General features: G+C 41.2%; 15 protein-coding genes. 12 read left to right on the top strand and 3 right to left on the bottom strand.

All coding sequences use genetic code 11. The annotated features are described in order from the left end of the window. The first annotated feature begins 151 nt into the window (after positions 1 to 151). From DBR11_RS12765 to DBR11_RS12725, 9 genes are all read left to right on the top strand, one after another. Positions 152 to 1,240, top strand: a complete 1,089-nt coding sequence (locus DBR11_RS12765) for a Glu/Leu/Phe/Val dehydrogenase (protein WP_108553053.1) — start codon at positions 152 to 154, stop codon at positions 1,238 to 1,240. A 99-nt stretch (positions 1,241 to 1,339) separates the two neighbouring features. After that, a complete protein-coding gene (gene nusB, locus DBR11_RS12760) occupies positions 1,340 to 2,233 on the top strand; it encodes a transcription antitermination factor NusB (RefSeq protein WP_233173572.1) in 894 nt (297 codons plus the stop codon). 4 nt (positions 2,234 to 2,237) lie between these two features. Beyond that, positions 2,238 to 2,687, top strand: coding sequence for a DUF1573 domain-containing protein (locus DBR11_RS12755; RefSeq protein ID WP_108553051.1), 450 nt, complete (start codon positions 2,238 to 2,240; stop codon positions 2,685 to 2,687). Between the two features lie 27 nt (positions 2,688 to 2,714). Continuing rightward, complete coding sequence (gene yajC / locus DBR11_RS12750) at positions 2,715 to 3,029, top strand: preprotein translocase subunit YajC (RefSeq protein WP_108553050.1); 315 nt, start codon at positions 2,715 to 2,717, stop codon at positions 3,027 to 3,029. A gap of 330 nt (positions 3,030 to 3,359) precedes the next feature. After that, positions 3,360 to 4,307: a YbbR-like domain-containing protein gene (locus tag DBR11_RS12740; protein WP_108553048.1), complete on the top strand. Its 948-nt coding sequence runs from the start codon at positions 3,360 to 3,362 to the stop codon at positions 4,305 to 4,307. After that, on the top strand, positions 4,307 to 4,903 hold the full coding sequence (gene coaE, locus DBR11_RS12735; protein ID WP_108553047.1) for a dephospho-CoA kinase: 597 nt from the start codon (positions 4,307 to 4,309) through the stop codon (positions 4,901 to 4,903). Before DBR11_RS12740 ends, coaE begins: the two co-directional genes overlap by 1 nt. Next, a complete protein-coding gene (locus tag DBR11_RS12730; RefSeq protein WP_108553046.1) occupies positions 4,904 to 5,845 on the top strand; it encodes an exonuclease in 942 nt (313 codons plus the stop codon). It begins immediately after the preceding gene. Further along, a complete protein-coding gene (locus tag DBR11_RS29590; protein ID WP_158275283.1) occupies positions 5,846 to 6,007 on the top strand; it encodes a DUF5522 domain-containing protein in 162 nt (53 codons plus the stop codon). A gap of 5 nt (positions 6,008 to 6,012) precedes the next feature. Continuing rightward, positions 6,013 to 6,462 carry a MarR family transcriptional regulator gene (locus tag DBR11_RS12725; protein ID WP_108553045.1) on the top strand — a complete coding sequence of 150 codons (450 nt, stop codon included), beginning with the start codon at positions 6,013 to 6,015 and terminating at the stop codon, positions 6,460 to 6,462. On the opposite strand, the gene DBR11_RS12720 is transcribed toward DBR11_RS12725, so the two are convergent. Genes DBR11_RS12720 through DBR11_RS12710 form a run of 3 tightly spaced genes read right to left on the bottom strand, consistent with a single transcriptional unit; the run spans position 6,459 to position 8,470 of the window. After that, positions 6,459 to 7,178 carry a ZIP family metal transporter gene (locus DBR11_RS12720; protein ID WP_108553044.1) on the bottom strand — a complete coding sequence of 240 codons (720 nt, stop codon included), beginning with the start codon at positions 7,176 to 7,178 and terminating at the stop codon, positions 6,459 to 6,461. The genes DBR11_RS12725 and DBR11_RS12720 overlap by 4 nt on opposite strands. Further along, positions 7,179 to 7,742, bottom strand: coding sequence for a phosphatase PAP2 family protein (locus tag DBR11_RS12715; protein WP_108553043.1), 564 nt, complete (start codon positions 7,740 to 7,742; stop codon positions 7,179 to 7,181). Then, positions 7,739 to 8,470: a bifunctional 2-polyprenyl-6-hydroxyphenol methylase/3-demethylubiquinol 3-O-methyltransferase UbiG gene (locus tag DBR11_RS12710; RefSeq protein ID WP_108553042.1), complete on the bottom strand. Its 732-nt coding sequence runs from the start codon at positions 8,468 to 8,470 to the stop codon at positions 7,739 to 7,741. The genes DBR11_RS12715 and DBR11_RS12710 overlap by 4 nt, the downstream gene beginning before the upstream one ends. A 175-nt stretch (positions 8,471 to 8,645) precedes the next feature. Here DBR11_RS12710 and glmM point away from each other — a divergent pair, with 175 nt between their 5' ends. From glmM to DBR11_RS12695, 3 genes are read left to right on the top strand one after another with little or no spacing between them, the layout of a single operon-like run. Beyond that, positions 8,646 to 10,034: a phosphoglucosamine mutase gene (gene glmM, locus DBR11_RS12705; RefSeq protein ID WP_108553041.1), complete on the top strand. Its 1,389-nt coding sequence runs from the start codon at positions 8,646 to 8,648 to the stop codon at positions 10,032 to 10,034. 6 nt (positions 10,035 to 10,040) lie between these two features. Then, positions 10,041 to 11,189: a cysteine desulfurase family protein gene (locus tag DBR11_RS12700; RefSeq protein WP_108553040.1), complete on the top strand. Its 1,149-nt coding sequence runs from the start codon at positions 10,041 to 10,043 to the stop codon at positions 11,187 to 11,189. Beyond that, positions 11,176 to 11,715 carry a GNAT family N-acetyltransferase gene (locus DBR11_RS12695; protein WP_108553039.1) on the top strand — a complete coding sequence of 180 codons (540 nt, stop codon included), beginning with the start codon at positions 11,176 to 11,178 and terminating at the stop codon, positions 11,713 to 11,715. Before DBR11_RS12700 ends, DBR11_RS12695 begins: the two co-directional genes overlap by 14 nt. The last annotated feature ends 87 nt before the right edge of the window (positions 11,716 to 11,802 follow it).

The raw sequence follows: 11,802 nt of genomic DNA, 5'->3' as shown, positions 1-11,802 counted from the left end.
TTATAGAAGTACTTATTTAAAAAACGAAGGTGTTTCATGAGCAGGTAAAGTTAGACAAAGGCAGGTAATTTTTTTAAAGACTTTCGTTAAAACTAGGTAAAATAATGTTTTTTTATGCTAGTTTTGCGACATATCTGATAATTATAAGCGTATGTCTGATAACAGCTCTGTGGTAACTTCTATTTTGGATCAATTAAGTGCATTAGGTCATAAGAAAGTTGTTTTTTGTAACGACCCCGATACAGGCTTAAAAGCCATTATAGCCATACATGATACCACACTGGGGCCTGCATTGGGCGGAACACGGATGTGGAATTACAATTCTGAATCAGAAGCACTGGAAGATGTATTAAGATTATCCAGGGGCATGACTTATAAATCTGCCATTACCGGTTTGAACCTAGGTGGGGGAAAAGCCGTGATCATTGGAGATTCCAGGAAAGGCAAGTCAGAAGCTATGATGCGCAGTTACGGACGTTTTATCAAAAACCTGAACGGCGAATTCATTACAGCAGAAGATGTAGGCACAACTACAAAGGATATGGAGTATATCCGTATGGAAACCAGTCACGTCACCGGTGTTCCTGAATCTATTGGCGGCGCCGGAGATCCTTCACCTTATACAGCAAAAGGTGTTTATCTGGGAATTAAAGCCTGTGTTAAAGAGGTTTTTGGAACAGATATGCTGGCCGGAAGATCTGTAGTGGTTCAAGGTATTGGAAATGTAGGTGAACATCTGGTCGAATTGCTGAGGAATGATAACGTAGAAGTTTTTATCAGTGATATTAACGAGGAACGCTTACAGTACGTAGCCAGAAAATATAAAGCCAAACCTGTTGAAGCAGATAAGATCTTTGCGCTTGATGCAGATATCTATGCGCCTTGTGCATTGGGTGCAACTGTTAACGATAAGACCATTGCCAAAATGAAATTTGCCATCATTGCCGGTTCAGCTAACAACCAGCTGGCAGATGAAACCAAGCATGGTGCACTCTTGCTGGAAAAGAATATCCTGTTTGCACCAGATTATCTGATCAATGCAGGCGGTCTGATCAATTGCTATTCTGAACTTACTGGCTTTGGCAGAAAAAGGACGATCCAGCTCACCGAAAATATTTACGATGCGACACGCAATGTAATCCGTTTATCAAAAAAAGACAACATTCCTACTATTATAGCTGCAAACCGTATTGCCGAACAAAGAATGGCAGACATTAAGAAAATCAAATCATCATTTTAATACACACATAAACAGGTAAATTTACCACTCGTTCTTACATTCATGTTAAACAGAAGGCACCTAAGAATTAAAGCTTTGCAAAACATATTTGCATGGCAAATGTCAGATAAGAAAGATCTGATCTCATCAAAGAAAGCATTGATGAAAAGTATTGACGACGTCTACGAAATGTACGTCCGCATGCTTGCCCTTATATCTGAAATCACAGAGTATACTGCTGTTGATGCCATTGAAAGGTCTAATAAACACTTTCCTACGGAAGAGGATCTGAATCCCAATCAGAAACTGCTGCACAATGCATTTATTGTTTTATTACAGAAGAACCCTGAATTTCAGGCTGCTGTGAATAAATACCAGATCAACTGGAATGCAGAACCCGATTTCATTAAAACCATTTACAACAAACTGAAAAGTACGCCTGAATATGCGGCTTATCTGGCAGGTGACAATGAAGGACTGGAAGAATCCAAGGAGATCATTAAGTTTATCTTCAGAAAGATCATTCTTAAAAATCAAAACATCATCCAGGCTTTTGAAGACAAATTCATCAACTGGTCTGTAGATAAAGAGGTGATGCAGGGTATGGTGGCCAAGACACTGAAGAATTTCACTTCTGAGGATCCATTTGCGAATAAACTGACGCCGATCAGTCAGGACTGGCCGGAAGACAGTAAGTTTGTACAGGATTTGTTTGCCTATACTTTAAAGAACTACGATAAATATCAGGAACTTATTGCTGAAAGGACTAAAAACTGGGAGTCTGAGCGTATCGCTTTGATGGATACGATCCTGATGAAAATGGCGATTTGCGAATTGCTTAACTTTCCATCTATTCCGGTTAAAGTGACCATTAACGAGTATCTGGATTTATCAAAAGATTACAGTACACCGAAAAGTAACTCATTTATTAACGGTATCTTGGACAAAATTTTGGGCGATTTAAAACGCACAAATAGCATTAAGAAAATTGGACGAGGATTAATAGACGAATAATCACATGAAACACTTATTTGTATTGGGCATTGCCGGTTTATTGCTGGCTTCCTGCCACCAGGGAACAGCTAAACAAGATGTAAAAGCTGGTAGTTTAGCTGACACGACTTCCAGCGCAGCAAAACCTGCTTCTCCGGATGCTGCGATCCTTTCTTTTGAAAAGGAAAGCTATGATTTTGGAAAAATCAAACAAGGGGAGAAAGTACATTATGACTTCAAATTTAAAAATACGGGAAAAAGCCCGCTGATCATTTCCAATGCAACAGCGACTTGCGGATGTACCATTCCTGAGCCACCTACTGAACCGATCAAACCTGGTCAGGAAAGTATGATCAAAGTGGTTTTTAGCAGTGCTGGTAAAATGGGTATTCAGGACAAAGTGATCACCATTACTTCTAATGGCAATCCAAATACCAGCCAGGTACATTTAACTGGAGAAGTGACTCAACCTTAATATTTATTAAAAAACAAAAAAGACAATATGACTACAGGATTAGTAATTTTACAAGCAGGCGGAAATGGAATGTTGGGTACCTTAATCCCAATGGTTCTTATCATGGTGGTATTTTATTTCTTCATGATCAGACCGCAGGTTAAAAAAGCAAAAGACCACAAGAAATTAGTTGAGGATTTGAAAAAAGGAGATAAAATCGTAACTACTGCCGGTATTCACGGTAAAATTGTGGATATGAACGAAACTACTTTCCTGATCGAAGTTGAGGGTGGTACCAAAATCAGATTTGATAAAACTGCGATTTCATTAGATGCAACTAAGGCTACTTTGCCTAAAGCATAATTGAGATTATCATTTGATATATTTAAGCCGCTTCATGCGGCTTTTTTTATGCGCCTGGGTTTTGTGTTTGCTGGCATTGTCATTATTTCGTATAAACAAAAAAGGGATAAGAATATTTTCAGGCTGCACCAGCTTAGGCAGCCTGAAGGGGCTGCAAACCTGCTAAGGCCTGAAAATATTCTTATCCCTTTTTTGTTTGCAGGGCGCCTATAGCATGGGGGCAACATAAATGTAGTAAAGATGAGATGTCATTCACCTGCGGATAGCGGAATTGTTTCGCTGATTAATAGGTAATCCTTTACATTATTGTATTTTTGTTTACTTTACAGTATGCCGATCATAAAATTAACAAAAATAGAACGAAAGCGATTTCTGACCCTTGTGGTCTGTTTGCTGCTGGCCCTGGGTGGTTGGTTGTTCCTTGCGTTAAATAATAAATATGTATATACGGCAAAAACAGTCTTGATCTACACCAATGTACCGCAGAAAAAGGCATTTCACCCCCTGCAGTCGGATACGGTAGACCTTCAAGTGGAGGGGACAGGCTGGCAGTTGTTATTTGCCCGGCTCAGGATCAACCCTCAATCCATTTCCATCAGTCTGGATAAGCTGAATAACCGGAATTTCGTGCTGTTTTCAGAACAGCTGTTTAACATCAACAGGCAATTGGAAACCTCTCAAAAGATCATTTCTGTAAAGCCGGATACCCTGTACTTCGATTTTTCCAAAAGGACCGTTAAAAAGGTACCTGTAAAACTGGTTTCTAAACTGGAGTTCAGAGAACAATTTGGGATTTCTGACGACACCGAACTTAATCCGGCCTATGTTACTGTTTCCGGACCGGAAAAGGACCTGGAAGAGATCAACTCCTGGAAAACCGATACACTTAAACTGAAAGGGGTTCAGAACTCGGTGAGTACGAGAGTTCCTATGAAACAAAGCAGCTATAAAAATGTAAGTATTTTTCCAGGCAGCGTTGAAGTGAAGATACCTGTAGACGAGTTCACGGAAAAAACCATAGAGGTACCTGTAAAGGTGATTAACAACAAGCAGTATTTGAATATTAAGTTGTTTCCTAAAAAAATAAAACTCACCTTTCTTGTGGCTTTATCTTCCTATCAGCAGGTCAATGAAGACTTTATTGATGCGGTAGTAGATCTGGAGGAGTGGCGATTAGAAGGGCATCATAAATTGAGGGTAAAGCTTTCCCGCTTTCCCGATTATTGTAAGATGATTAAAATTGAGCCTGCCAAATTGGATTTTATAATAGAAAAATAATGTTAAAGATTGGTATTACAGGAGGGATTGGAAGTGGTAAGACCACCATCTGTCATATTTTTGAAACACTTGGTGCATCCGTTTTTTATGCAGATGACGTGGCCAAACAGATTATGGTTACGGATCCGGTTCTGGTTGCAGGCGTTAAAGATACTTTTGGAGAGGAGAGTTACCATCAAAATGGTGTGCTGAACAATAAATACATTGCTGGTATCGTGTTTAATGATGCTGCACAACTGGCTAAACTGAATGCACTGGTACATCCGGCCGTATTCAGGGCCTTTGATACCTGGGTAGCACAGGTGCCTGAAACCTGCCCTTATATTTTAAAAGAGGCCGCTTTGCTGTTTGAAAGTGGTTCTTACAAAATGTGTGATAAAAACATCCTCGTGACCGCTCCGATAGAGGTCAGGATGGCTAGGGTAATGGCACGCGACCAGGTTACCCAGGCACAGGTGAAGGCCAGGATGGATAAACAATATACAGATGAACAGAAACTGAAGATGGCAGATTTTTTCATGATAAATGATGAAAGCAGCTCAGTTATAGAACAGGTGCTGCACCTGCACCACCAGTTTCTGCAGATAAAGGATTAAATGATAGCAGAGGATTTTTTGGTACAGACTAAAATCGGTTTGTACTGTGTTTACGGGGATTTTTATTTAGATCCAAAAGAACCGGTTCGGCTTGCAGTGATTTCCCATGCCCATGGAGACCATGCCGTACCAGGTAACGCAAAAGTATACTGCGGCAGGGCCACCTCTTTATTTATGAGGCACAGGTACCGGGAGGCAGCTGCAGGTGAATTCTATATTAAGGCCTATCACGAAGCTTTTGAAATCAACGGGGTTACACTTCATTTTATTCCTGCTGGGCATATTCTGGGCTCTGCGCAGATCCTGATGGCGTACCAGGGAACCAGGTATCTCTATACCGGAGATTTTAAACTCCAAAACGATCCAACTTGTGAACCTTTTGAATTTGTAGAGGCTGATGTACTGATCACAGAAACTACTTTTGCTAACCCGGAGACTCAGCATCCTGACCCGGAAGAAGAGATTAAGAAATTGAATTCGACCGATCTGAATATTATGCTGGGCGCTTATGTCCTTGGAAAAAGTCAAAGACTACTGGAATTGATGAACCAGCATTGTAAAGAAAAAAAGATATTGGTGCACCATAGTATTCTTCCATTCATAAAAATCTATGAACAGGAGGGAAGGCCTCTGGGTGCATACGAGATTTTTGATAAGCGGATATTGAAGGCCAATGTAAATAACTTAGTTTACCTGGTACCTCCAATGGTTTTTAACAGCAATGTGAAGACACTCAACGTGATTAAAGTATTTGCAACAGGCTGGAAAGACCTGCAGAAAATGAACCAGATGCAGTTATATCTTTCAGATCATGCAGACTGGAAAGATATCTTGTATACCATCAGCCAGGTCAAACCCAGGGAAGTTTGGACTACTCATGGCAGCGGCCACCAGTTAAAATTTCACTATCAGGAAAGTTTGGTCGTTAAATTGCTTAATTAAATGGAAGAAGGCATCGATTTCTATTTCAATGAGGATGGACTTATGGTATTTACTGAAGCCTACCACCTCAAAAGAGGGCACTGCTGCAAAAATAAATGCAGACATTGCCCCTGGAAATATGGAAAGAAGAAAGGCAGTTCTCCGGATAAGAAAGAAAAATAGTGCACATGGAATTGCAGAAAGAAATTAAGACATCCAGGTTTGAAAGTGTTTTCCAGCAGGCGGTAGTCAACGTATTTTATACTTATAGCTGGTGTACCGAACAGATGAAACAAATCGTTGTACCCTATGAAATTACCACCCAGCAATTTAATGTGCTGCGGATCTTAAGAGGGCAGCATCCCAAACCCTCTACAATTAACCTGATCAAATCGAGGATGATGGATAAAATGTCCGATGCCTCTCGGATTGTAGATCGGCTGGTTCAAAAAGGACTGGTGGAAAAGGAAATCAATACCACTGATAAGCGGGCTGTAGATATACGCATCAGCAAAAAAGGGCTGGCACTTTTAAAAAGAATGGACGAAGAGGTAGATCTGTCGGCCATGATCTCTTCCAACCTGACTGAAGAGGAAGCCCTGCAATTAAACCTTCTGCTCGATAAGTTGCGGGGTTAATGCCCCGAGCTGTAAAAGCCAACCAGGGCAATACTGATGCCCAGTAATACAGCTACCATTTTACGCTTGCTGACTTTATGATCCACGCTTGATTCAAATAGAATAGTAGTGGAGATGTGCAGGAATATACCAATCACGATGCCCATCATTTTATTGAAATAAGCTTCGACACCTCCTATAGTGCCATTGCTAAGGCCTATGCTTACATAAAAGCCCAGGGGGGCCATTACAGCAAAAATAATGATATAAAAGAGGATCTTTCCAGCTTTGTAGTGGTTCTGCATTAAGATGCTGGCCAGTGCAAAGGCTGCAGGGATATGGTGCAGGGCAATCCCAAAGATCAACTCATTGTGGTGGTCTTTGGCCAAAGGCATGCCTTCTAAAAAAGCATGAAGACATAAACTGATCATAATCCCATAAGGGAAAATGTGATTTTCGTTGTGTTTGTGGATATGTCCATGTTCCACACCCTCTGAAAACTGTTCCAGGAATACCTGCAGTAAAAAGCCGATCAGAATAAAGATCCCAATCTCATGAGCATCCGCGCCGCTGTAGGCATCAGGAATGAGGTGTAAAACTGTGATGGCAAAAAGGTAAGCGCCGCTGAAAGAAAGGATCAGCTTAAGCAATTGAGATTTATCACTTTTAACCAGGAAAATTGCAGCTCCGCCAAAAAAGGCACAAAAGAATAATACAAATAATTTCCAGATCTCCATTTATATACGATTTTGCAGTTTTTTATAGATAGTTGAGGTGAGCAGGCCAACTAAGGTACCCAGAATAGCACCTGCCAGCGTATCTATAGGGTAATGTACACCAACATAGATTTGTGCGAAAGATATTACGAATGCCCAGGCCAGGCCGATAGGTAGTATGGGTTTCCAGCGATCATAAAAAATAAGGATCAGAAATACGGCTATCCCAAAATGATTGGTCGCATGGGCAGAAGGAAAACTGTAACCACTTCCGCAGGGAACGCGGTGAATGAGTTCTGTAGAGAGGACTATGTCATTGCATGGCCTTGGCCGGGCTACAAATGGTTTGATACACCTGGATGAAAAGGCATCGCCAATAGCAAAGGTGAGCAAGATCATACCTATGATGAGCAATCCTTTCTTTTTATACTCCTTAATGCAGAAAATGATAATGAACAAATACAATGGCGCCCAGAAGAACCGGTTGCGCATCAAAGGCATCAGCCAGTCAAAGAAGCCATTGGAAAGGCCTCTGTTGATCCGCAGAAATAGATCATGATCAAATTGCAGGAGTGTTTCTATCATGCTTTTTTGCAGACTAAAATTAATCGGTCTGATTGCGTTTCATGGTATTCACCCAGAGAATAATCGCCAAATTTTGCAACGATCTGTAAGCCGCTTTTCAGGAACATCCTTTCAAAATCCTCCAGTGTAAAGGCTTGTACCCTTTCCTCAAAAGCGAATGTTTTGCCCCGGTGTTCAAAATTAATATGTTTAATGATCTTACCTTCAGAAACAAACTTATGCAAGTGAAATTCTATACCCTCCAGCGTTTTGGTTTCCTGGCGGGTCAGGTTTTTGATGATCTTTACTGTATTGAAATAATCGATCACCAGAGTCCCGTCGGCCTTCAATCCCTTTCTGAAGGATTTTAAAGCATTGACATGGTCTTTTTCTGTTTCGAAATAACCAAAACTGGTAAACAGATTTAAAGCGATGTCGAAATAATTGATAAAAGACAACCGGCGCATATCATGTACAAAGAAATGCAGGTTCTTCTGCTCAAATTGCTGCGCATACCGGATACTTTGCTCAGAAAGATCAATTCCGGTTACATCATAACCCTTTTTATTGAGGTAGATGGCATGTCGTCCTCTTCCGCAGGCAATATCCAGGATCCGGGAATCTGCGGATGGTTTCAGATAGGCAGAAAGATTATCGATTAAAAATTCTGCTTCCTCATCATTACGCTGACTGTAAAGTATATGATAATAAGGAGAGTTGAACCAATATTGAAACCATTTGCGCTGCATAGAGCCAGTATTTAATGTTTTATTACCCGGCAAATATAGTATTTTGAAATGCAACCTCGTGGATTAATTATGTCAGCCGAATGCTTTTTATCTTTAAAAGCAGGTAATCCGTACCCATTTACTACCCTCGCTACTTAAATTTTTCTTATTTTTGGGTCAATAAAAAACCGAAAAATTGACACTGATAAAATCTATTTCTGGAATAAGAGGAACCATCGGCGGAATTGCCGGAAACGGGTTGACTCCAATTGATGTTGTAAAATTCACGGCAGCCTATGGCTCCTGGGTCATTGCGAAAACCAATAATAAAAAGATTGTACTTGGACGCGACGCCCGTATATCTGGTGAAATGGTCAATAACCTGGTGATCGGAACCTTACAGGGTCTGGGCATCGAAGTTATAGATCTTGGACTGAGCACTACCCCAACAGTAGAAGTTGCTGTACCCCTGGAAAAAGCAGGCGGAGGTATCATTCTAACCGCCAGTCACAACCCAAAACAATGGAACGCTTTAAAACTGCTCAACGGTAAAGGCGAATTTATCAGCGATGCCGATGGAAAAGAGGTACTTGACCTGGCAGAGCGTGCTGATTTTGACTTTGCTGATGTTAATGAATTAGGTAAAGTTGTTGTTAACGATACTTATCTGCAAAAGCATATAGATGCCATCCTGGCCCTGCCACTGGTGGATGTAGAGGCTATTAAGACTGCAAATTTTAAAATTGCTATTGATTGTGTGAATTCTACAGGAGGTATCTTTGTGCCTGCCTTGCTAAAAGCACTGGGTGTAAAAACCATTCATGAGTTGTTCTGCGAACCTAACGGAGAATTCCCGCATAATCCTGAACCACTTCCGGAGAATTTAACGGAAATAGCCAAGGTGGTACAAGGTAAAAATGCAGACCTGGGGATCGTTGTAGATCCGGATGTAGACCGCTTGTGCTTCGTTTGCGAAGATGGTTCTATGTTTGGAGAAGAATATACACTGGTTGCCGTAGCAGATTACGTGTTAAAGCATACACCTGGAAATACCGTATCTAACCTTTCTTCTACCCGTGCGCTGAGGGATGTAACGGAGAAAGCAGGAGGCACTTACAACGCAGCAGCAGTAGGAGAGGTGAATGTGGTGAACAAGATGAAAGAAACCAATGCGATTATTGGGGGAGAAGGTAATGGCGGGATCATTTATCCTGAATTGCATTACGGAAGAGATGCCCTGGTGGGAATCGCTTTGTTCCTGACCCATCTGGCTAAATTCGGAAAATCCATTTCTTTACTGAGAAGCAGCTATCCGAATTATCATATTTCTAAAAATAAGATTACGCTTACCCCCGAAATGGATATTGACGCGTTATTGCTAAAGGTGCAGGAAAAATATAAAAACCAGCCAAGCAGTACCATTGATGGTTTGAAAATTGAGTTTGACAATGAATGGGTACACCTGAGAAGGTCAAACACAGAACCGATCATCCGGATTTACAGCGAAGCCCAGAACGAGACTGTTGCAGAAGGACTGGCTTCAAAAATCATCTCGGATATCAAAGAAATCTTAAAATTGAACTAAAAGCAAATGAACAGAATCTATTTAGATAATGCCGCTACAACACCTCTGGATAAAGAGGTGCTGGCTGAAATGGTTAATGTAATGGATAATTATTATGGAAATCCATCTTCTATCCACGCCCAGGGGCGGGAAGTAAGAACATTAATTGAGAAGGCCCGCAAAACCGTAGCCGGCTTATTAAATGCGGTTCCTGCAGAAATATTTTTCACTTCAGGTGGTACCGAAGCAGACAATACAGCCATCCGGTGTGGTATTGATGCTTTTGGCCTTAAACACGCCATTACCTCTAAAATTGAGCACCATGCTGTAGAGCATACCCTGGAAATGCTGTTGAAAAACGGCGTGATCGATAAACTCAGCTATGTGAACATCGATGCGAAAGGAAATGTAGATTATGCCCACCTGGAGCAGCTGTTAAAAGAGAACGAACGTTCTTTTGTATCGCTGATGCATGCCAATAATGAATTGGGTACCTTAACGGATATTGTTAAGGTAGGTGATCTTTGTGAAACCTATAATGCCATCTATCATTGTGATACGGTGCAAACCATGGGCCATTATATGCACGACGTCAGGAAATTGAAAGCTCATTTTATTGTTTGTGCAGCGCATAAATTCCACGGTCCCAAAGGTGTCGGTTTCCTATATGTGAATCACAACATTAAGATCAGTCCAATGATCTTTGGCGGTGCCCAGGAGCGGAATATGCGTGGTGGAACAGAAAATGTATATGGCATTGTAGGCCTGGCCAAAGCAATGGAAATAGCTTATGCCGAAATGGAAAAGCACCAGAGCTATATCCAGGAACTGAAAACCTATTTAAAGAACAAACTGATTGCAGAAGTGCCAGGGGTTGGTTTTAACGGTGAGACAGAACCGGAAAAAAGTCTGTATACCGTTCTAAATGTTTCTTTTCCGGAAATGGAGATGTCCGATATGTTGTTGTTTAACCTCGATATCAACGGAATTTCCGCATCGGGAGGAAGTGCTTGTTCTTCAGGATCCAATATTGGTTCCCATGTACTCACTGGAATAGCTGCAGACCCAAATAAACCTTCGGTACGTTTTTCTTTCAGTAAATACAATACCAAAGAAGAACTGGATTTTGTGGTGGATAAGGTAAAACATATCGTACAGCAAAATGTCAGCGCTTAACTTTTTAAAAATAACGGACCGGAAAGATGAACACCTTTCCTTTGTAAAGGCACTTTATCAAAGTGCCTTTCCTGTACAGGAGCGAAGAGAATGGCCGGTCCTTTTGTCTATGATCAGTTCCGGAGCAGAGATGCAGGTTGAGCTGGTTACAGACCAGGAACAGCCCGTAGCCTTTGTGATCTGGTGGCAGATTTCAGATTGGTTGTTTATTGAACATTTAGCCGTATCCACTGCAGAAAGGGGAAAGAACTACGGTAGCCGGATCATGAGCCACTACCTGGATGCCGCAAAGGGAAACATGCTGCTGGAAGTTGAACCCCCTCTAAGTGAAGAGGCTCAAAGGAGAATCTCTTTCTATGAACGTTTAGGGCTGTATCTGCTCGACTATGTGTATGAACAGCCTTCTTATCGGGAAAGGGGAGTTGTTTATCCTATGCGCCTGATGGGCACTCATCAGAACCTACCGGAAAAGCCAGTGTTTAACAACCTGGTGCAACAGATTAAAGCTAAAGTTTATTTTATATAAACAATACTTAGTTGGGGCTGTTATTAAATGAACTAACGATTGGTTCATTTAATATCTACCACTATGACACATCAACCAGAAAACAAC

Origin of the sequence: Pedobacter sp. HMWF019, from assembly GCF_003061025.1 — a bacterium.
Classification (GTDB): Bacteria; Bacteroidota; Bacteroidia; order Sphingobacteriales; family Sphingobacteriaceae; genus Pedobacter.
The sequence above is the reverse complement of the archived record's forward strand: the minus strand, read 5'-3'. Positions and strand labels throughout refer to the sequence as shown.